The following is a 19,787-nucleotide window of genomic DNA, read 5'->3' as shown; positions in this document are numbered from 1 at the left end:
TTCTGACGATGCTGCATCCCGCCTTCCACCACCACAACCGTAGCCGCCACCCGCGCCTGCTCGCGGCCTGTGCGCTGGCGGCTGTCATGGCCGGCATCGGACCCGCCCGCACCGAGGGCGTGCGCCAGGTCCTGCCCGGTGCGCCGGCTGTGCCCGAGCAGCAGACGCTGGCGCGCGAGGCAGCGCCTTCGCCCACCAGCATCACCGGTTCCACCGGCGAGGAGAGCGAAATCCAGCGCTTCTGCTCCAACATCGCCGACGCCGCCCGCGACCGCCGCTACGCCTTGCAGACCGCCGAGCTGAAGCAGCTCCAGAGCGATGTCGACAATCGCATCAAGGCGCTGGAGGAAAAGCGCGCTGAATACGAGCAATGGCTCAAGCGCCGCGAGGTGTTCCTCGCCCGCGCCGAGGACGGCGTCGTCAAGATCTACGCAGACATGAAACCGGACGCCGCCGCCGAACGGCTGGCCATCGTCCATGCCGACCTTGCCGCGGCGATCCTGATGAAGCTGGATTCGCGCAAGGCAGGCGTCATCCTCAACGAAATGGACCAGAAGGCAGCCGCCATGCTCACCGGCATCATGGCGAGCGCGGCCCGCAGGGTGGACCCGACATGATCCGAAGAACAGCCATCCTCCTGGCCGTGGCAACGCTTTCCGGCTGCGGCACCAATCTGAAGGAGATCGGCCGCGAGCCGTCCCTGTCGCCCGTCGGCTCCGGCATCGAAAACGGCAGCACCTCGGTTTATCGCTACCCGGAAACGCCGGCTGCGCCGGTGAAGCGCTTTTCCCTGTGGGACGACAAGCAGAGCCGTCTGTTCACCGACCCGCGCGCCCTCCAGACCGGCGACATATTGACGGTCAAGATCCGGATCAACGACCGCGCCCGCTTCAAGAACGAGTCCGACCGCAGCCGCACCACCAACCGCACGCTGACCGGTTCGCTCGACGCCGAATGGGAAGGCGTCGGCACCGGCGGCGCCCTCGATGCCGGCGTCGGCTCCAAGACATCGACGGCCGGCGCCGGCGCCACCGAGCGTTCGGAATCGATCGACTTGAACGTGGCCGCCGTCGTCACCGACGTGTTGCCGAACGGCAATCTGATGATCAAGGGTTCCCAGGAAGTCCGGGTCAATGCTGAACTCAGGGTACTGACCATCGCCGGCATCGTGCGTCCGTCCGACATTGGCGGCCAGAACACCATCTCCTACGAACGCATCGCCGAAGCCCGCATTTCCTACGGCGGCCGTGGCCGCCTGACCGAGGTCCAGCAGCCGCCTTATGGCCAGCAGATCCTCGATCAGGTTCTGCCTTTCTAGGCCGGGGAAAGCAGATCATGGCCAATGTCGAGCAGACCGCCGAAGCGCCGAAGGGGACCTCCCTTGTTCTTCAGCTTGGCCTGTTCGCAGGCCTCACGGTCGCGGCGCTGGCTGTCGGCTGGCTGTCCGGGGCATACCTGAAAAATTCGGAGAACCCCGCCCCACCCAGGGCGGCGCACGCCGGCGGTGCCGATGATGGCGCGGCCCCGCCACACGGCGCTTCGAACGCACCGGGAGCCTTGGTCCTGGTGGAGCTCGCGCCCCTCACCACCAATCTCGCCGCGCCGGCTGAAATCTGGGTGCGCCTCGATGCCTCGCTGGTTCTGGACGCGCCGCAGCCGCCCGAACTGGTCGAAGCCATCCACCAGGACCTGTTGGCCTTCCTGCGCACCGTCAAGATGCACCAGGTCGAAGGCGCCAGCGGCTATCAGCACCTCAAGGCCGACCTGCAGGAGCGGGCTTCGATCCGCAGCCAGGGCCATGTGAAGGACGTGCTTATCAGGACGCTGCTGTTCGAATGAAACGCTTCCTTCTCGCCCTCGCCATGGCCGCCCTCGCCGTTTCGACGGCTTCGGCGCAGCAGATCGACCTCGGCGGCATCGCCCAGGCCAATGGCACGACCGTCGCCTACATCATCCAGATGTTCGGGCTCATCAGCGTGCTGTCGGTCGCGCCGGGCCTGCTCATCATGGTGACCAGCTTCACCCGCTTCATCATCGCCTTTTCGATTTTGCGCGCCGGCATCGGCCTGCAATCCACGCCCGCCAACCTCATCCTGATCTCGCTGTCGCTGTTCATGACCTTCTATGTCATGGCGCCGACCTTCGATCAGGCCTGGAACAATGGCGTGAAGCCGCTGATGGACAACCAGATCACCCAGACGCAGGCGTTCGAGCGGATTTCCGAGCCGTTCCGCGGCTTCATGCTGCAGAACGTGCGCGACAAGGATTTCGACCTGTTCGCCGATCTGGCGCGCGAGCGTGGCCAGACCGTTTCGCGCGAAACGGTCGATCTGCGCATCCTCGTCCCCGCCTTCATGATCTCTGAAATACGCCGCGGCTTCGAGATCGGCTTCCTCATCGTCCTGCCCTTCCTCGTCATCGACCTGATCGTCGCCACCATCACCATGGCCATGGGCATGATGATGCTGCCGCCAACGGTGCTGTCCCTGCCGTTCAAGATCATGTTCTTCGTGTTGATCGACGGCTGGAACCTGCTGGTCGGGAGCCTGGTGCGCTCCTTTACCTGACACGGATTTCCAGCCCGGCCGCGCGTGCGGTCCAGCGCCCCCCGCCCAAATTTTGAGCAAAAATTTCCGGTTAACCGTCCGCCTTATCTGTTTGGTAGGAAGTGGCGGGCATAGTCCCCACTCGATGGCGGGTGATCGGGTTTAGAAGATCATTGGCATGATGCCGTACCGTCATACCGGTCAGCCCGGTATGTCCCCCAAAATTTTGTGTGTAAAAGGGTACGTGTATCCATGGCTAGCATCATGACCAATGCCTCGGCGCTCACCGCGCTGCAGAGCCTGAACTCCACCAACAAAGCGCTCGAAACCACCCAGGCCCGCATTTCGACTGGCTATCGTGTTTCCAGCGCCAGCGACAACGCCGCTTACTGGTCGATCGCCACCACCATGCGTTCGGACAACAAGGCAAACTCCGTCCTGCAGGACGCGCTCGGCCTCGGCGCCGCCAAGATCGACACCGCCTACACCGCGATGAACAGCTCGATCGAGGTCGTCGACCAGATCAAGCAGAAGGTTCTGCTCGCCAAGACCTCCAGCGCCGACGACCGCGCCAAGATCCAGTCCGAAATCACGTCGCTCCAGGCGCAGCTGACCGACAACATCGGCGGCGCCAACTACGCCGGCTCGAACCTCTTGCAGACGGACTCGACGTCGACGACCGACACCAAACTGACGGTCATGACGTCCTACAATCGCGACTCGACCGGCGCGGTCACCACCGGCACGATCGACGTCGACTATGCCGATACCCGTCTCATCGATTCGGGCGGCGCGAACGCCGGCATCCTCGATACCGAGTTCACCACGACCGGCGCCGGCGCAGCCACTGCGACGATCCTCAACCTCAACGTAACCGGCGCGACGCTGGATTCGGCCGACTTCGACGACATGCTGACCGGTATCGAAGCCGGTTTGAAGTCGATGGCGACCGGCGCGGCCTCGCTCGGCGCCGCCAAGGCCCGCGTCGATCTGCAGAAGGACTTCGTTTCCAAGCTCAGCGACTCCATCGAGCGTGGCGTTGGCCAGCTCGTTGACGCCGACATGAACAAGGAATCGACCCGTCTGCAGGCCCTCCAGGTCCAGCAGCAGCTCGGCATCCAGTCGCTGTCGATCGCCAACGGCAATTCGCAGCAGATCCTGTCGCTCTTCCGCTAACAGCAATCCTCGGCTGACCGACAGTCACCGAACAAGGCCGCGCCTCTCCGGAGGCGCGGCCTTTCCGTTTTGCCTAGAGTACAAACGGCTCCCCCTTAATCTGATGTTAACCATGAACTCCTAATCATGGTTAACCGATCGTCTCCAACGGCATGCCGGCGCGCAGCCCGAGGACAGTCAAGAAGGGGCGACACCTGTGGCGAGCATCATGACAAACGCATCTGCAATGACGGCATTGCAGAGCTTGAACGAAACCAACAAGCAGCTCGACATCACCCAGGGCCGCATCTCGACTGGCTACCGTGTCGCCACCGCCAGTGACAATGCCGCATACTGGTCGATCGCCACAACCATGCGCTCCGACAACAAGGCCAATTCCGTCGTCCAGGACGCGCTCGGCCTTGGTGCCGGCAAGGTCGATACCGCCTACACCGCCATGAACAGCGCCATCGAGGTCGTCGACCAGATCAAACAGAAGGTCCTGCTGGCCAAGACCTCGAGCCCAGCGGACCGCGCCAAGATCCAGAGCGAGATCAAGACCTATCAGGACCAGTTGAAGGACACGATCGGCGGCGCCAGCTATGCCGGCTCGAACCTGCTGGAAACCGACTCGACTTCCACCGACACGACGCTGAACATCATCTCCTCCTACAATCGCGACGCCACCGGCGCGGTTGTCACCGGCTCCATCGACATCGATTATGCCAACATCCGTCTGATCGACAGCAACGCCGCCAGCGCCGGCATTCTCGACAAGGCCGGCACTGCTTCGACGCGGTCGCTGCTGAACCTCGATGTCGAGACGCTCACCGGCGCGACCGGTGCGACCGACGATCTAAAATTCGACAACCTGCTGACCGATGTGGAAGCGACGCTGGCGGCGATGACCACGGCGGCCTCCGAACTCGGCGCCGGCAAGGCCCGGATCGACCTGCAGAAGGATTTCGTCGGCAAGCTGATGGACTCCATCGAGCGCGGCGTCGGCCAGCTCGTAGATGCCGACATGAACAAGGAATCGACCCGCCTGCAGGCCCTTCAGGTCCAGCAGCAGCTCGGCATCCAGTCGCTGGCCATCGCCAATGGCAACTCGCAGTCGATCCTTTCGCTCTTCAAGGGCTGACCGCCGGCTAACACTTTCCATAATTTCATCGGGCCGCGTCTCATCGCGGCCCGATTTCATTTTCGCACAAGCTTCGGCGTCTAGTCTCGCGACGGCCAATCATGCGGGAGCCGTCGATCCGTGCCGAAACAGATTCAAAGCATCGTCAGCAATCTTCAGAGTTTCGGCGCCCGCCGCCTGATGATCCTTGCCGGCATCCTGACCCTGGTCCTCGCCGTCATCGGCGTCGGCTCGGTCTACCTCAACCGTCCCGCCTACGAGACGCTTTATGTTGGGCTGGAACGATCCGATGTAAACCAGATCGGCATGGTGCTGGGCGAGGCCGGCATCAGCTTCGACGTGGGCTCGGATGGCACAAGCGTTCTGGTGGCTGCCGGCAACACCGCCCAGGCGCGGATGCTTCTGGCGGAAAAGGGGCTGCCGACCAGCGCCAACGCCGGCTACGAGCTGTTCGACAATGTCGGGTCGCTCGGCCTGACCTCCTTCATGCAGCAGATCACCCGCGTGCGGGCCCTGGAGGGCGAGATCGCCCGCACCATTCAATCGCTTGCCGGCGTCAAGGCCGCGCGCGTCCATATCGTCATGTCCGAGCGCGCTTCCTTCCGGCGCGACGAGCAGCAGCCTTCCGCCTCCGTCGTCATCCGCTTCGCCGGCATGAATGCCGACAAGACAGCCATGTCCATCCGCCATCTCGTCGCCGCCGCGGTGCCGGCGCTTTCCGCCGACAAGGTGACGGTGCTGGATTCGGCCGGCAATCTGCTCGCCGCCGGCGACGACCCGTCGAACTCCAGCGCGGCGCGATCGCTCGGCATCGAACAGACAGTCGAGGCGCAGATCGAAGACAACATCCGCCGCGCGCTGTCGCCCTATCTCGGCCCGGACAATTTCCGCGCCAGCGTCAAGGCCGACGTCAACACGGACACCCGTCAGACCGAGGAAACGATCTTCGATCCGAATTCGCGGGTCGAACGCTCGGTGCAGTCGGTGCGCGCCAACGAGAACAACAGCCAGAAGCAGGCGTCGACGCCGGCGACCGTCGAGCAGAACCTGCCGGAAGCGCAGACGACCGCGACGGACGGCCCGCAATCGACTTCGCAGAACGACCGCAAGGAAGAGATCACCAACTACGAGATCAACTCCAAGCGGATCGCCACCGTTTCGAACGGCTATTCCGTCAACAAGATGTCGATCGCCGTCGTCGTCAACCAGCAGCGGCTGATGGCGATCCTCGGCAAGGATGCGCCCGCCGACCAGATCGCGGCGCGCGTCGCCGACATCCAGAAGATGGTGGCGTCGGCCACCGGCTTCGACGAAAAGCGCGGCGACATCATCGACGTGTCGGCAGTCGAGTTCATCGACGGCCTCGATGGCCAGGAGATTGCCGCGCCCGGCATGCTGGAATCGCTCGGCCGCTACACCGGCAGCCTCATCAATGCCGGCGCCTTCATCGTCGTGGTTTTCCTGGTCGCCTTCTTCGGTCTTCGCCCGATGGCGAGCGCGCTGACGGCAAGGCCTGCCATCGCCGGACCGAGTTTCGACGAAGTGCAGCGTTCGTTGCCCACCCCCGACCAGACGGGGGCGATTTCCGACGCATCTCCCGCGGCGCTGACCGGCGCCTCGCCAAGCGCCGCGACGCCGCTTGACGACTTGCGCCAGAAGCTGCGGCCTGCCCCGCAGGACCGGCTCGCCCGCATGGTCGACCTGAACGAGGAACGCACCGCCCTGATCCTGCGCAAATGGGCCGCCGCGCCGGAAGCGGCAGGCTGATGCGGTCGACGGCGCTTTCCGACCTGCTGCCGGATTTCGGGCCGCGCGCCTCGCGATCCGAAGCCAGTCCGACGCCGATCCATGCCGCAGCGGCGGCGAGCGAGCAGGTGGACACCACGCGCCTGATCGCCGAAGCCGTCGCGCGCGCCGAAGAGGCGCTCGAAACGCGCCTCAATGCAGCTCACCAGAGCGAGCTGGAAGCGGAGCGGCAGGCCAATGCCGAGGAAGCAAGGGCGTTTCTCGAGACACTGGGCGCCGATGTCGGCACCACCGTCGCTGATCGCGTCGGTGACATGGAGGAGCGCGTCACGCGCCTGGTGAGTGACTCCGTTGCCCGCATGATCGGCGGCATCTTGAGCGACGATCTGCAGAAACGGTCGCTGGCGGCGCTGGCTCAGGCCGTGCGCGCGGCGACGGCCGATGCCGAAGCGTCGCGCATCGAAATCCGCGGGCCGCTGGCGCTCTTCGAGCCGCTCAGGACCGCGCTGGGCGCGCGCGCCGACAACCTTCATTTCACGGAAGCGCCCGGCTTCGATCTTTCCCTGCTCGTCGACGACACCGTCTTCGAAACCCGCATGGCCGAATGGTCCGCTGCGCTCGCGGAGGTGCTGCAATGAGTGTTATCAACGGCAGCGAACCCAGGCACGAAATCATCATCGTACGCCGCAACCACGACGATCATGATGAGGGCCATCATGGCGGCGTGTGGAAAATCGCCTTCGCCGACTTCATGACGGCGATGATGTGCTTCTTTCTGGTCATGTGGCTGATCAATGCGGCGAATGAACAGACGAAAGCGTCCGTTGCCAGCTACTTCAACCCGATCAAGCTGATTGACCGTAACGCCAGCCGAAAGGGCCTGGAGGATCTGGGTGACGGTCCCGCCGAAGTGGGCCTGACCGCGGATTCGCCGCAGGAAAACGCCGAACGGTCCGGCCAGAACGGCAACGGCAATCCCGGCACAACGCTTGAGCAGAACAAAGAGACGAAATCGTCCCAGGAAACGCAGAACTCCGACGAGCACCTTTTCGCCGACCCCTATGCCGTGCTGTCCGAGATCGCCACCGACACCGGCGTGATGCAGAACGTCAGCCAGAAGGGCGAAGGCGGCGCGCAGACCGCCGGACCCTCCAGCGGGGCGCAAGGCGGAGAATCGTACCGGGATCCCTTCTCGCCGGATTTCTGGTCGCAGCAGGCGACCGCGCCCGGCGCCGAAGCCAGCGCCCAGCGGACGCGGATCGAGGGAGACCCGCTGAAGCCAGGCGACGAGGAAGCGAAAGAAGCAACGCCCCGGGTCAAGGCATCGCCGCCGCCAGCCGCATCCGCAACAGCCGAAGGGCAGGACAAGACCGCGGTGCAAGCAGCGGCCACAAACGACAAGCCTGTCGAAAGCCCTGCGGAAAAGGCCCCTGCCCCGGATGCCCTGAAAGCCGCCGAACAGGTAAAGCAGCAACTGGCCGAAGCCTTCAAGCCCGGCGACAAGATGCATGACGGCGTTTCCGTCGAGGCGACCGACAAGGGCGTCGTCATCTCCATCACCGACCAGTTCGATTTCGGCATGTTCGAGATCGGTTCCGCCGTGCCGCGCCGCGAGCTTGTGCTGGCGATGGAAAAGATCGGCAAGATCATCAATGGCCAGAAGGGTGTGGTGTCCGTCCAGGGCCACACCGACGCACGGCCGTTCCGCAGCGCCACATACGACAATTGGCGGCTTTCGACGGCGCGCGCGCACTCGGCCTATTACATGCTGGTACGCGGCGGCGTCGACGAAAAGCGCATTCGCGAAGTGGCCGGGTTCGCCGACCGCCTGCCGAAAGACAAGGCCGACCCGATGTCCGCCGTCAACCGGCGCATCGAAATCCTGCTGGAAACCGGCGGATGAGACGCGCGGTCAGGCTCTGCGTTACGATCGGCATCGCGCTTGGCGGTGCTGGCCTTGCGACGGCCTCCCATGCGGCCGAGCCGCTGCAGCCCTATCAGCTGGTCCGCTCCCTGCAACTGGTTCAGGACAAGATCGCCGCCGGCGACCATGCGGCGTTGCCGATGCAGGGCAAGCTCCTCGAACTGATCGATGCCCGGATGCGCAGCGCCAGTCCGCAGGATTTTGCCGATCCGAAGAATTTCCGCGCCTTGCTGGTCTACGGCATGAGCGGGGGTAACCCGTCGACGGTCGGCGCCGCGACGGCGCGCATCGAACTCGACGCGGTGAACAAGGATATCGCCGCCGGAATCGTCGCCTACCTCGGCGGCCGCCCGGCGGAAGCGATCAAGCTGCTTGAACCGATGGACCCGATGCGGCTATCGCCCGACCTCGGCGCCTTCGTCGCGCTGGTCAAGGGATCGCTTCTGGCGTTGGAAAAGCCGAAGGAAGCGCTGACGCTTCTGGATCAGGCGCGCCTGCTCAGTCCCGGAACACTTGTCGAGGAAGCGGCGCTGCGCCGCTCGGTCGGGATTGCCGTTGCCGAAGGCGATGCGGCCCGTTTCGTGCTGGCCTCGACGCAATATGTCGAACGCTTCCTCCATTCGCCCTATGCCAGCCAGTTCGCGGATTCATTTGCTTCCGGGGTGATCGCGCTGCACATGGCGGTCAGCCAGGACAAGCTGGCCGACATCGTCTCGATGATGGACCCTGAGCGGGAGAAAGTGATCTACCTGCGCATCGCGCGACGCGCGGCGATAGACGGCCTCAACGACCTGTCCGCCTTCGCCGCAAGCAAGGCCGAGGAAGGCCGTAACGGCAAGGACAATGAAGACGACCCGAGGGCGCTGCTTTACGCCAGCCTTTCCTCGATGACATCCGCATCCGTGGCCGAGCTGCGCGAAAAGCTGGGCCGGATCGACCGCAGCCAGCTTTCCCCAAGCGATCGTGACCTGTTCGACGCGGCCCGCGCGGTCACCCATGAGATCGTGACGGCGCCGGCAAAAGCGGCGGTGGAACCGCATCTTGCCGTGACACCCAAGCCACCCATTGCCATTGCCGCGCCTGACGGGAAAGCCGTGGCGGAAAAAGCCGTGGAGCCGGACGGGGACACTTCTGATCTGCCGCCGGTCGAAGGCATAGCGTCCGAACGCCCGGCAGCCGGTGCTGAAACCGTCGTGGCTGCCGAACCGCCGGCGCTGCCGCAGCCGGTAGCCGCCCCGCGGCTTGCCGCCGGACTGCCGAAGCCACAGGCGGCCGCTCTGGTCGACGAGACCGACAAGGCGATCGCCGATACGAAACGCCGACTGAACGCCATCGACCAGTTGCTCGGAGCATCGCCTCAATGACCATGAGCGTCGGCCAGACCTTCCCCGCGACCGCCTTCACCCGTGACGGCGCGGAACCGGGCGCCGAGAAGGATCCGCAGCCCGGCGGCGGCTTTGCCGAGTTGCTGTCAGCCAAGGCGAAACCCACGGGCGACGGCAAGAAGGCGGCACTTGCAAAACACGAAGCGGCAGGGAGCCCGCCAGATGCCGAACAGGCGGAGGATGCCGATCTCTTGTCCGTTATCCATCTGATCGGAAAGAAAGCGGCAATCGCCGAAGAAGCCGAGGCGCGGAACGCCAACGATTCTTCCGCGCGCGAAGAACAACCGCAGCCGCGTGACAAGCTTCCCGAACTGATTTCCCTGCAGCAGCTCGGCGCATTGCCGGCGCAGCCGAACCAGGCCCCGCAGGTCAGCCGGGGCAAGGCCGCCAACGACACGGCGACGCGTTCGGCGCAATCGGCGGCGGCATCAACGTTGCCGCTTGAGGAAAACCCGGTCTCCCTCGATCTGCGTACCAGCGTGGCCGGCCAGGATTCGGAGCAATCGGTACAGCCTCAAATCCTGCCCGACACCAGCCAGGCTCCGGATGAAACTGTCGCCACTGATGTACCAGGCAAGACAATGCCCAGCGGCACAAGGCAAGGGCTTTCCGGTTTGCTGGGCGGCGAGGCAATCTCAGGCAAAATCGCGCCGGAGCCGCGCAGCGCCGCTGACAAACACGCGGCATCGGCGGACTTCACCGTCAGGGGCCAGCAATCGTTCCCCGCCCCTGGCCCGCAGCCGATCAGCACCACCGCCGCCGCTCTTGTCACGGCCCTGGACAACGGCTTGCGACAGGCCCCCGCGAGCCACGCGGCGCTGCTTCAGCAAACCCAAACCGTTGCTGTTCCGGCACACATATTGAAGATCGAGCTCCACCCCGCCGAGCTGGGTTCGGTGATTGCCAGCCTGCGCCTCTCCGGCCAGCAACTTTCGGTCGAAATCAAGCCCGAAACCCACGAGGCGCATCGCCGTCTTTCCGCCGATACGGAAGCGCTCACCAAGTCGCTGCGCAGTCTCGGGTTCGACATCGACAGCGTGACAATCCTGCAACCTCCGGTAGCTGTCACCGCTGCCGCGCGCGCGGACGGGCCAGCCTCCATGAACCCGGCCGGCCGCGATCAGTCGTCGTTTCAGCCGGGCGGATCGGACGGCCGCGGCGATGGATCGGCCGGACAGCAATCTGGAAGGAACCGCAATCATGACGCTCAGGAAGCCGCCCGTAGCGCTCCGCCTGTTCGCGAGCGTGGCAGCGGCGATCTGTTTATCTAGCCTCGCAATCGTCGCGGCGAAGGCCGCGCCGAACCCGTGCGAGGCGGAAATCCTGCGGGCGGCGGATCGCTACGGGATCCCGGCCGGCATTCTCTATGCCGTCGGTCTGACAGAGACCGGAAACAAGGGGAGCCTCCAGCCCAACGCTTTGAATATAGAAGGAAAAGCCGTCTTTCCTGCCAGCCGTGCGGGCGCGTTGGCGGCCTTCGAAACGGCCCGGCAAAGCGGCAAGAAATTGATCGATCTCGGCTGCATGCAGATCAACCACCACTACCATGGCGGCGAATTCGCCAGCGTCTCCGACATGCTCGACCCGCACCGCAATGTCGACTATGCGGCGCGCTTCCTCGTCAGCCTTCATGCGCGCCATGAAACATGGTCGATGGCGGTCGCCCGCTACCATGCCGGCCCCAACAACGACCCGGCGCAAAAAACCTATGTCTGCCGCGTCATCACCAACATGGTCGCCGTCGGCTTCGGGAAATGGACGCCGAACGCCCGCAGTTTCTGCAATCCACAGGTTGTATTGAAATCGCCGCGGAACGGCGTTGCCGCTGGTCCTCGAAGCCCCTGAAAAAACCCGGCGGCCCGCTCCTGTTGGCCACGTTTTCGGCCGATGCAACCATGGCGATTCCAGACTCCCAAGAAAGCAGCTACAAGAAATGACGGTTAGTCAGGATTCCCGCCTGCCGCTACCCGTTTCCGTGGGCAAACTAGAACTGATTCGGAAGGCGGGGCCGATGATCGTGATCGTGGACGAGCGTGAGCTCGTGACGGAGGGGTACAACTCTCTTTTCGACAGGGAGGGCGTCGCCTGTGCAGGCTTCGCACCGACCGACTTTGACGACTGGGTCTCGACCGCGGCCGACGATGACCTTCGATCGGTGCGCGCCTTTCTGATCGGCGATTGCCGCGAAGGCAGCGTCTCGCCCCGGCAAATCCGCGACCGCACCGGAGCGCCGGTGATTGCGCTGAGCGAGCACAACTCGCTCGAGAACACGCTGCGGCTGTTCGAATCCGGTGTCGACGATGTCGTCCGCAAGCCAGTCCACATCCGCGAGATCCTGGCCCGCATAACCGCCATTCGCCGCCGGGCACAGGAAGAAGCCAACTACACCGAGATCGGCGCGATGCGCATCTTCCTGGATGGCCGCGATCCCGAGATCAACGGCGAGGCGCTGCCCTTGCCAAGGCGCGAACGGCGCATCCTCGAATATCTGGCCGGCAACCGCGGCCGTCGCGTGACCAAGACGCAGGTCTTCAACGCCATCTACGGCATCTTCGACGACGAGGTCGAAGAGAACGTGGTCGAAAGCCATATCAGCAAACTGCGCAAGAAGCTGCGCGAGAAACTGGGCCACGACCCGATCGATTCCAAACGGTTTCTCGGCTACCGGCTCGTCGCCTGATGCGCGACGGCCATGCCGCCCCCGGCTCCACCAGTTTCACGCAAGACAGAACGTCTATCCTCATGAACGACCGCATGGGGAACCAGGAGACGTTTCGATGAGCTTGTATGGAATGATGCGAACCGGCGTTTCCGGCATGAATGCGCAGGCAAGCCGCCTGTCCACCGTTGCCGACAACATCGCCAATTCCGGCACCACCGGCTACAAGCGCTCCTCGACCGAATTCTCGACGCTCGTCCTTCCCAACACCGGCGGCAACTACAATTCGGGCGGCGTCAACACCGCCGTCATTTCCTCGATCAGCGCGCAGGGCGTGCTGCAGTACACCACCTCGGTGTCCGACCTTGCCGTCAACGGCAGCGGGTTCTTCGTCGTACAGGACGCCGGCGGCACGCCCTACATGACGCGCGCCGGCGCTTTCGTGCCCGATGGCGAAGGCCGTCTCGTCAATGCGGCCGGCTTCCAGCTCATGGCCTACAGCTACGAGAACGGCGTGCCGGCTGCGACGGTCAACGGCTTCGATGGGCTCGTCCCGGTCGTCATTAGCGACCAGGAAATGACCGCGACGCCCAGCACCGAAGGCTACTTCACCGGCAATCTGCCGAGCGGCGCCGAAGTGCCGGCCGGCCCCCTGCCCTCGAGCAACAGCGCGACGTCCGAATACACCGCCAAATCGTCGATGGTCGCCTACGACAACCTCGGCAACAAGGTCCTGGTCGACGCCTATTTCACCAAGACCGGCGCCGGCACCTGGGAAGTCGCGGTCTTCGACCAGTCGAAGGCGACGCCGGGCACCTCGTTCCCGTATACGGGCGGCGCCTTGGGTTCGGCGACGCTGACCTTCGACAACACGACGGGCAAGCTCACCGGCGCCGTCGACAGCCTCTCCTTCACCGTGCCCGACGGTCAGCCGCTGACGCTCGACCTGTCCAAGCTGAGCCAGCTCGGCGCCGACTTCACCGTTACCGACGCGGCCGTCAACGGCAATGCTCCGAGCTCGATCGAGAAGATCCAGATCAGCCAGGACGGCACAATCTACGCGCAGTATGCCGACGGCTCGAGCAAGGCGCTCTACAAGATTCCGCTCGCCGACGTGCAGAGCCCGGACCGTCTCACCGCGCTTGCCGGCAACGTCTATCAGGAAGGCACCGATTCCGGGGACGTCCGCATCGGCTTCGCCAATGAAGGCCGGCTGGGCGGCATCGTCTCCGGCGCGCTGGAAAACTCCAATGTCGATATCGCCGAAGAACTCACCGACATGATCGAGGCGCAGCGCAGCTACACCGCCAACTCCAAGGTGTTCCAGACCGGCTCGGAACTCATGGATGTCCTCGTCAACCTGAAGAGATAGAGAAAGGCCGCATCGAGGCGGCACCTGAAAGACAATTATGTCCCTGACGTCCGCATTGAGTATCGCGCAATCCTCGCTTCTGGCCACGTCGCGCCAGACCAGCGTCGTCTCGCGCAACATTGCCGACGCTTCCAATCCCGACTACGCCCGCCGCACCGCCGTGCTGGTGTCCATGGATGCCGGCGCCAAGGCCAGCTACATCCAGCGCGCCACCAACGAACTGCTCTTCCGGCAGAACCTTTCGGCGCTATCCGCCTGGAGCGGGCAGAGCACGCTTTCCAGCGGGCTGGACCGGCTGGATCTCGCCGTGAACGGCGTCGACAACGCCTCCTCCGCGGCGACCGCCATCGGCAAGCTGCAGGAGGCGATGCAGCTCTACGCGACATCGCCCTCCGACAAGACGCTGGCCACCAACGTCATCGAGGCGGCGCGTCAGGTCACCAACAGCCTGAACCAGGGCAGCGCGGCCATCCAGGCTTTCAGGACGGATGCCGACAGCCAGATCGGCACCGCCGTCGATGAACTGAACTCGCTGCTGGCCCAGTTCGAAGACGCCAACAAGGCGGTGATCATCGGTACCAGGAACGGCGCCGACACGTCCGATGCTCTCGACCGCCGCGATCTCCTGCTCAAGAAGATTTCGGAATACGTGCCGGTTTCGACCTTCACGCGCGGCGACAACGACATGGTCGTCACCACCAGGGACGGCACCACGCTGTTCGAAACCATCCCGCGATCCGTTTCCTTCCAGGGTTCCGCTGGCTACGCGCCGGGCGCCGACGGCAACGCGATCTATATCGACAACGTGCCCCTGTCCGGCCAGGGCGAAGCAAACGGCAAGCTCGCCGGCATGCTGCAGTTGCGCGACGGCGTCGCCAACACGATGCAGAGCCAGCTCGACGAGATCGCGCGCGGCCTCGTCACGGCATTCGCCGAAACCGCGCCGCCGCTGCCAAGCGCCACCGGCCTTTTCACCTGGTCGGGCGGACCGGCCATTCCGGCCGCCGGCACGCTCGTTGACGGTCTGGCTGCCTCGATCAGCGTCAACGCCGCGATGGACCCATCCGTCGGTGGAAGCCCGGAATTGCTCCGCGACGGCGGCGCCAATGGTGCGGCCTATGTCGTGAACACCGGCGGCGGCGCTTCCTATGCCGAACTGCTGATCGCCTATGGCGACCGGCTCGACAAGCCGATGAGCTTCAGTTCGGAGGCAGGCATCGTCACCACCGCCAGCGTCACCGGCTATTCGGCCAGCGCCATCGGCTGGTTCCAGGGCGTGCGCCAGCAGACGGCCACGAAGGCCGACTCCAAGGAAGCCCTGGCCTCACGCACCGCCGAGGCGCTGTCGAACGAGACCGGCGTCAACGTCGATGCCGAAATGTCGATGCTGCTCGACCTCGAGCATACCTACCAAGCCTCCGCCCGGATCATGACCAGCGTCAACCAGATGCTGGACGCTCTCATGGAAGCGGTGGGTTAGCGCCATGAAGACCTTCTCCGTCTCCTCCTCCGCCATCTCGAACGCCATGCGTTATTCGCAGATGCGCATGCAGGTCGATCTCGTCAAGGCGCAGAAGGAAATGGACACCGGCAGGGTGGCCGACATCGGGCTGGCGCTGGGCGCGCGCGCGTCACAGTCTGTAACCTTCGCCCGCGATCTCGACCGGTTGAACGTCATCGTCGATTCCAATGCGCTGGTGACCTCGCGGCTGAAATCAACGCAGGACGGCATGAGCAGTCTCAGCGAGACCGCGCAATCGTTTCTGTCGACGCTGACCAGCGCCCAGTCCGGCGACATATCCAACACCATCGCCAGCGATAGCGGCAAGGCAACGCTGGACGCGCTGAATTCGGTGCTGAACACCAGCATCAACGGCGAGTACCTGTTCGCCGGCACCAACACCGACATCAGGCCGTTGAACGATTATACCGCGACCTCACCCGCGAAGGTGGCGTTTGACGCGGCCTTCGTCGCCCGGTTCGGCTTCACGCAGAATGATCCGGCAGCCGCCAATATCCCGGCCGGAGATATCGAAGATTTCATCGACAACGACGTGATGCCCCAATTCATGGGCGCTGGCTGGGAGGCCAACTGGTCGAATGCCACCGACCAGCAGATCGTCAGCCGCATCGCGCTGAACGAGACCGCCGAAACATCCGTCAGCGGCAACAATGATCCCATGCGCAAGATGGCCATGGCCGCTACGATCATGTCGGAGTTCTTTGCCTCCAACGTCAGCCAGGACGCCAAGAGCGCCGTGGCGAAGAAGGCGCTTTCATTGACCGGCGAGGTCATCAGCGGCCTTGGCCATTTGCAGGCGCAGACCGGCATCGTCGAAAAACGCGTGACCGACGCAAGCGAACGCATGGAAAAGCAGGTCGACCTGTTCGAACGGCACATTCTCGACCTCGAAGGCGTCGATCCCTACGAGGCCGCCAATCGGGTCAACGATCTGGTCTCGCATATCCAGACCTCCTTCGCCCTCACCGCGCGCATCCAGCAACTGAGCCTGTTGAATTTCCTCACCTGAGCCCCGGAACCCGCCAGCGATGTATCAATTCTCCTACGCCGACATCCAGACAGACTCCGTGGCCGACGCGCGCGACCGCGAACGCCAGTTGCTGACCCGCTCCATCGAGATGCTGACCGCCGCGTCCGTGGCTGGCCACCAGTCCCAGGAAGCGGTCGAAGCGCTGCTTTTCACCAACCGGGTGTGGACGAGCTTTGTCGACGACCTCGGATCGAGCGACAACGCGCTGCCGAAGGAACTGCGCGCCAATCTGATCTCGATCGGCCTGTGGCTGTTGCGCGAGGCCGAGGACATCCGCCAGGGCCGCACCGATAATTTCGAAGGCCTCATCGAGGTCTCGCAGATCATCCGGGACGGTATCCAATGACCAACACCCTCAAGCTGTCGCTGAAGCCGAACGAGAAAATCTATATCAACGGCGCGGTGGTCCGGGTCGACCGAAAGGTGACGATCGAATTGCTCAACGACGTGCAGTTCCTGCTGGAGAGCCATGTGCTCCAGGCCGAGGATGCGACAACGCCGCTGCGCCAGCTCTATTTCATCGTCCAGGTCATGCTGGTCAATCCGCAGAGCGCGGCCGAGGCGCGCGATATGTTCCGCCGCTCGCTGCCTCTTATGCTGGCGAGCTTCGACGACGAGCGGATTTGCGCGACGTTGAAGAACGTCGATCGCATGGTCGGCGAAGACCATGTCTATGAGGCGCTGAAGGCGATCCGTTCGCTATACCCGCTGGAGCGGCTTGCGCTGGAAGACGAAAACGATTCCCTGCAACCGGCGCCGCTTATGGCGGCAGGAGCACGCTGATGAACGTGGACATGACGACCCAGGTGCCGGCAGGCGCCAACCAGACCAAGGCGACCTCGAAGACGGCGGTCGATTACCAGTCCTTCCTGAAGCTTCTCATCGCCCAGATGAAGAACCAGGACCCGACCAAGCCGATGGACTCGACGCAATATGTCGCCCAGCTCGCCACATTCTCGCAGGTCGAACAGTCGGTGCAGACAAATTCCAAGCTCGACCAGCTGCTGCAGTCATCGGCGCTGTCGCAGGCGGACAGCCTGATCGGCCGCACCATCGCGTCGGCGGACGGCAAGACCAGCGGCAAGGTCGAGGAAGTTCGTCTTGCAGGCAGCGGTCTCATCGCCGTTCTCGAAGACGGCACGGAAGTCGCCATCGGCAGTGGCGTGACCATCAAGTAACACGCGAAACGTCACGGGGAGAAGGTTCGGTGAACGAGGCCGATGCGCTCGACATCGTGCAGTTTGCGGTGTGGACGGTGCTGACCGCGTCGGCGCCGGTCGTGCTTGTCGCCATGGTGGTCGGCATCGGCATCGCGCTGATCCAGGCTCTCACCCAAATCCAGGAAATCACGCTCACCTTCGTGCCGAAGATCGTCGCCATCATGCTGGTGGTGGCGCTCACCGGGCCTTTCATGGGTGGACAGATATCGGCCTTCACCAACGTCATTTTCGAGCGCATCCAGACCGGGTTCTGAGGTATTGGAGCCGCCTTGTCACGAATACGGTCCGCGGATCGTCCGCGTAGACGTAATCGGCTGACTATCCTGTTGGTGGACCATGATTTTTTCGCAAAAAGGCGTTCGCCTTTTGCGATCACTCGTCTAGTTTGCCGACAGGCGGACGAAACGGCAGAAAGACCCGAGATCAGATGATGCCGCAGCACAGCGGACACGCCATCGACGACGACGCGGAAGGCCAACGCGTCTCGGCCCTCTCGCCCTTCCAGCACGGCATCTTCCGTGCGGTCTGGAGCGCCAGCCTCGTCTCAAATCTCGGCGGCCTGATCCAGGGCGTCGGCGCCGCCTGGATGATGACCCAGATCGCTACGTCGTCCTACCAGGTTGCATTGGTGCAGGCTTCCACCACGCTTCCGATCATGCTCTTCGCCCTCGTCGCCGGCGCTATCGCGGACAGTTTCAACCGCCGCAAGGTGATGCTGGTCGCTCAGGCCTTCATGCTGGTCGTCTCAGGCTTCCTGATGGCTTTCACCTATCTCGACCTCTTGACGCCATGGCTGCTGCTCGCCTTCACGTTCCTGATCGATTGCGGCACCGCCTTGAACAGCCCGTCCTGGCAGGCGTCGGTCGGCGACATGGTGCCGCGCCGGAAAGTGCCTGCCGCGGTGGCGCTGAATTCCATGGGCTTCAACCTGACTCGAAGCGTTGGACCGGCCATAGGCGGCGTCATCGTCGCGGCGGCCGGCGCCGCGGCCGCCTTTGCCGCCAATGCACTGAGCTATGTGGCGCTCATTATCGTCTTGATGCGCTGGAAACTCGAGGAGCCGGCCCGGCCGCTGCCGCGCGAAACATTGGGCGCGGCGATGTTCGCCGGCGTGCGCTACGTCGCCATGTCGCCGAACATCGGCAAGGTCCTGGTGCGCGGGTTTGCCTTCGGCTTCACCGCCGGCGCGGTGCTGGCGCTGCTGCCTCTGGTGGCGCGTGATCTCGTCAAGGGTGGTCCGCTGACCTATGGCGTCATGCTCGGCGCTTTCGGCGTCGGCGCGGTCGGCGGCGCGCTCATCAGCGGTCGCATGCGCCAGATCCTGCCGAGCGAAACGCTGGTAAGGCTTGCCTTCGCGGGCTTCGCCGTTTGTGCCTTCGTTGCCGGCATCAGCACGCAGGCCTGGCAGACCGCGCTCGGCCTGCTTGTCGGCGGCGCCTGCTGGGTGCTGGCGATGTCGCACTTCAATATCACGGTGCAGATGTCGACCCCACGCTGGGTCGTCGGACGCGCGCTATCCATCTACCAGATGGCGACTTTCGGCGGCATTGCCCTGGGGAGCTGGATCTGGGGCGTATTTGCCGACGGCAACGGCGTCGACACCGCCCTGCTGTTCGTCAGCGTGGCTCTCCTGCTCGGCGGCGCGATTGGATTTCTCCTGCCGCTGCCCCAGCACGCCATGCCCAACCTCGACCCGCTGGACCGCTGGACCGAACCGATGCTGGCGCTCGACCTGAAGCCGCGCAGCGGCCCCATCGCGATCACCATCGAATACATCATCAGGGACGAAGACATAAAGGAGTTCCTGGCCGTGATGGCGGAACGCAGCCGCATCCGCCGCCGCGACGGCGCCCGCAACTGGGTGTTGGCGCGCGACCTGGAGCATCCGGAAATCTGGATCGAGACCTACCATACGCCGACCTGGCTGGACTATATCCGGCACAACAAGCGCATGACGCACGCCGACGCGGAAATCTGGGAACGCATTCGGGCGCTCCATGCCGGGCCCGAACGCCCGCGCGTGCGCCGCATGATCGAGCGATCGACTCATGCAATGATGTCGCCCAGAGGGCAGGAAGAACACTAAG

Annotated in this window: 21 protein-coding genes; all 21 read left to right on the top strand. The window is 64.1% G+C overall.

The features are described from left to right. Window positions 1-2 precede the first annotated feature (2 nt). The 21 genes from J2X35_RS16985 to J2X35_RS16885 all read left to right on the top strand — a co-directional run bounded on the left by J2X35_RS16985 (window position 3) and on the right by J2X35_RS16885 (window position 19,786). Window positions 3-617, top strand: coding sequence for a MotE family protein (locus J2X35_RS16985; protein ID WP_405023239.1), 615 nt, complete (start codon window positions 3-5; stop codon window positions 615-617). After that, entirely contained in the window at window positions 614-1,318 is a 705-nt protein-coding gene (gene flgH / locus J2X35_RS16980) for a flagellar basal body L-ring protein FlgH (RefSeq protein WP_056111260.1), read from the top strand. The genes J2X35_RS16985 and flgH overlap by 4 nt, the downstream gene beginning before the upstream one ends. A 17-nt stretch (window positions 1,319-1,335) precedes the next feature. After that, window positions 1,336-1,839, top strand: a complete 504-nt coding sequence (locus J2X35_RS16975; protein ID WP_310187990.1) for a flagellar basal body-associated FliL family protein — start codon at window positions 1,336-1,338, stop codon at window positions 1,837-1,839. Then, on the top strand, window positions 1,836-2,567 hold the full coding sequence (fliP, locus tag J2X35_RS16970; protein WP_056111266.1) for a flagellar type III secretion system pore protein FliP: 732 nt from the start codon (window positions 1,836-1,838) through the stop codon (window positions 2,565-2,567). The genes J2X35_RS16975 and fliP overlap by 4 nt, the downstream gene beginning before the upstream one ends. 231 nt (window positions 2,568-2,798) lie before the next feature. Next, a complete protein-coding gene (locus J2X35_RS16965; RefSeq protein ID WP_056111269.1) occupies window positions 2,799-3,722 on the top strand; it encodes a flagellin in 924 nt (307 codons plus the stop codon). Window positions 3,723-3,918: 196 nt separating this feature from the next. Then, a complete protein-coding gene (locus tag J2X35_RS16960; RefSeq protein WP_056111272.1) occupies window positions 3,919-4,842 on the top strand; it encodes a flagellin in 924 nt (307 codons plus the stop codon). 120 nt (window positions 4,843-4,962) lie between these two features. Beyond that, entirely contained in the window at window positions 4,963-6,609 is a 1,647-nt protein-coding gene (fliF, locus tag J2X35_RS16955) for a flagellar basal-body MS-ring/collar protein FliF (RefSeq protein ID WP_310187987.1), read from the top strand. After that, a complete protein-coding gene (locus J2X35_RS16950) occupies window positions 6,609-7,226 on the top strand; it encodes a hypothetical protein (RefSeq protein ID WP_310187985.1) in 618 nt (205 codons plus the stop codon). Before fliF ends, J2X35_RS16950 begins: the two co-directional genes overlap by 1 nt. Continuing rightward, on the top strand, window positions 7,223-8,491 hold the full coding sequence (locus J2X35_RS16945; RefSeq protein WP_056111278.1) for a MotB family protein: 1,269 nt from the start codon (window positions 7,223-7,225) through the stop codon (window positions 8,489-8,491). The genes J2X35_RS16950 and J2X35_RS16945 overlap by 4 nt, the downstream gene beginning before the upstream one ends. Beyond that, window positions 8,488-9,876: a chemotaxis protein MotC gene (locus J2X35_RS16940; RefSeq protein ID WP_310187982.1), complete on the top strand. Its 1,389-nt coding sequence runs from the start codon at window positions 8,488-8,490 to the stop codon at window positions 9,874-9,876. The genes J2X35_RS16945 and J2X35_RS16940 overlap by 4 nt, the downstream gene beginning before the upstream one ends. Before the next feature lie 101 nt (window positions 9,877-9,977). Next, complete coding sequence (locus J2X35_RS16935) at window positions 9,978-11,168, top strand: flagellar hook-length control protein FliK (RefSeq protein ID WP_310187980.1); 1,191 nt, start codon at window positions 9,978-9,980, stop codon at window positions 11,166-11,168. Further along, window positions 11,098-11,742, top strand: coding sequence for a transglycosylase SLT domain-containing protein (locus tag J2X35_RS16930; RefSeq protein ID WP_056111288.1), 645 nt, complete (start codon window positions 11,098-11,100; stop codon window positions 11,740-11,742). Before J2X35_RS16935 ends, J2X35_RS16930 begins: the two co-directional genes overlap by 71 nt. 166 nt (window positions 11,743-11,908) lie before the next feature. After that, window positions 11,909-12,577: a response regulator transcription factor gene (locus J2X35_RS16925; protein WP_056111292.1), complete on the top strand. Its 669-nt coding sequence runs from the start codon at window positions 11,909-11,911 to the stop codon at window positions 12,575-12,577. 97 nt (window positions 12,578-12,674) lie between these two features. Then, a complete protein-coding gene (locus J2X35_RS16920; protein ID WP_310187976.1) occupies window positions 12,675-13,928 on the top strand; it encodes a flagellar hook protein FlgE in 1,254 nt (417 codons plus the stop codon). Window positions 13,929-13,965: 37 nt separating this feature from the next. Beyond that, window positions 13,966-15,408, top strand: a complete 1,443-nt coding sequence (flgK, locus tag J2X35_RS16915) for a flagellar hook-associated protein FlgK (RefSeq protein WP_056111298.1) — start codon at window positions 13,966-13,968, stop codon at window positions 15,406-15,408. A 4-nt stretch (window positions 15,409-15,412) separates the two neighbouring features. Further along, the gene (locus J2X35_RS16910) at window positions 15,413-16,459 is read left to right on the top strand and encodes a flagellar hook-associated family protein (protein WP_056111301.1); all 1,047 of its coding nucleotides are present in this window, start codon (window positions 15,413-15,415) and stop codon (window positions 16,457-16,459) included. Between the two features lie 19 nt (window positions 16,460-16,478). Further along, a complete protein-coding gene (gene flaF / locus J2X35_RS16905; protein WP_056111304.1) occupies window positions 16,479-16,826 on the top strand; it encodes a flagellar biosynthesis regulator FlaF in 348 nt (115 codons plus the stop codon). Further along, window positions 16,823-17,263 (top strand): flagellar biosynthesis repressor FlbT, encoded by a 441-nt coding sequence (flbT, locus tag J2X35_RS16900; RefSeq protein WP_056111307.1) that lies wholly within the window; start codon window positions 16,823-16,825, stop codon window positions 17,261-17,263. The genes flaF and flbT overlap by 4 nt, the downstream gene beginning before the upstream one ends. Further along, a complete protein-coding gene (flgD, locus tag J2X35_RS16895) occupies window positions 17,263-17,658 on the top strand; it encodes a flagellar hook assembly protein FlgD (protein WP_056111311.1) in 396 nt (131 codons plus the stop codon). The genes flbT and flgD overlap by 1 nt, the downstream gene beginning before the upstream one ends. Window positions 17,659-17,687: 29 nt before the next feature. Next, window positions 17,688-17,954, top strand: coding sequence for a flagellar biosynthesis protein FliQ (gene fliQ / locus J2X35_RS16890; RefSeq protein WP_056111314.1), 267 nt, complete (start codon window positions 17,688-17,690; stop codon window positions 17,952-17,954). 176 nt (window positions 17,955-18,130) lie between these two features. Then, the gene (locus tag J2X35_RS16885) at window positions 18,131-19,786 is read left to right on the top strand and encodes an MFS transporter (protein WP_056115868.1); all 1,656 of its coding nucleotides are present in this window, start codon (window positions 18,131-18,133) and stop codon (window positions 19,784-19,786) included. The last annotated feature ends 1 nt before the right edge of the window (window position 19,787 follow it).

The organism is Mesorhizobium sp. BE184 (genome assembly GCF_031457045.1).
In the GTDB taxonomy this organism is placed as follows: Bacteria; Pseudomonadota; Alphaproteobacteria; order Rhizobiales; family Rhizobiaceae; genus Mesorhizobium.
This window is presented reverse-complemented; position numbering and strand designations above follow the sequence as displayed.

Excerpts from the sequence above, each read along its gene's own strand:
- flgH (WP_056111260.1), top strand. The coding sequence starts at position 614 with ATGATCCGAAGAACAGCCATCCTCCTGGCCGTGGCAACGCTTTCCGGC.
- J2X35_RS16975 (WP_310187990.1), top strand. The coding sequence starts at position 1,336 with ATGGCCAATGTCGAGCAGACCGCCGAAGCGCCGAAGGGGACCTCCCTT.
- fliP (WP_056111266.1), top strand. The coding sequence starts at position 1,836 with ATGAAACGCTTCCTTCTCGCCCTCGCCATGGCCGCCCTCGCCGTTTCG.
- J2X35_RS16965 (WP_056111269.1), top strand. The coding sequence starts at position 2,799 with ATGGCTAGCATCATGACCAATGCCTCGGCGCTCACCGCGCTGCAGAGC.
- J2X35_RS16950 (WP_310187985.1), top strand. The coding sequence starts at position 6,609 with ATGCGGTCGACGGCGCTTTCCGACCTGCTGCCGGATTTCGGGCCGCGC.
- J2X35_RS16945 (WP_056111278.1), top strand. The coding sequence starts at position 7,223 with ATGAGTGTTATCAACGGCAGCGAACCCAGGCACGAAATCATCATCGTA.
- J2X35_RS16940 (WP_310187982.1), top strand. The coding sequence starts at position 8,488 with ATGAGACGCGCGGTCAGGCTCTGCGTTACGATCGGCATCGCGCTTGGC.
- J2X35_RS16930 (WP_056111288.1), top strand. The coding sequence starts at position 11,098 with ATGACGCTCAGGAAGCCGCCCGTAGCGCTCCGCCTGTTCGCGAGCGTG.
- J2X35_RS16925 (WP_056111292.1), top strand. The coding sequence starts at position 11,909 with ATGATCGTGATCGTGGACGAGCGTGAGCTCGTGACGGAGGGGTACAAC.
- J2X35_RS16920 (WP_310187976.1), top strand. The coding sequence starts at position 12,675 with ATGAGCTTGTATGGAATGATGCGAACCGGCGTTTCCGGCATGAATGCG.
- flgK (WP_056111298.1), top strand. The coding sequence starts at position 13,966 with ATGTCCCTGACGTCCGCATTGAGTATCGCGCAATCCTCGCTTCTGGCC.
- J2X35_RS16910 (WP_056111301.1), top strand. The coding sequence starts at position 15,413 with ATGAAGACCTTCTCCGTCTCCTCCTCCGCCATCTCGAACGCCATGCGT.
- flaF (WP_056111304.1), top strand. The coding sequence starts at position 16,479 with ATGTATCAATTCTCCTACGCCGACATCCAGACAGACTCCGTGGCCGAC.
- flbT (WP_056111307.1), top strand. The coding sequence starts at position 16,823 with ATGACCAACACCCTCAAGCTGTCGCTGAAGCCGAACGAGAAAATCTAT.
- flgD (WP_056111311.1), top strand. The coding sequence starts at position 17,263 with ATGAACGTGGACATGACGACCCAGGTGCCGGCAGGCGCCAACCAGACC.
- J2X35_RS16885 (WP_056115868.1), top strand. The coding sequence starts at position 18,131 with ATGCCGCAGCACAGCGGACACGCCATCGACGACGACGCGGAAGGCCAA.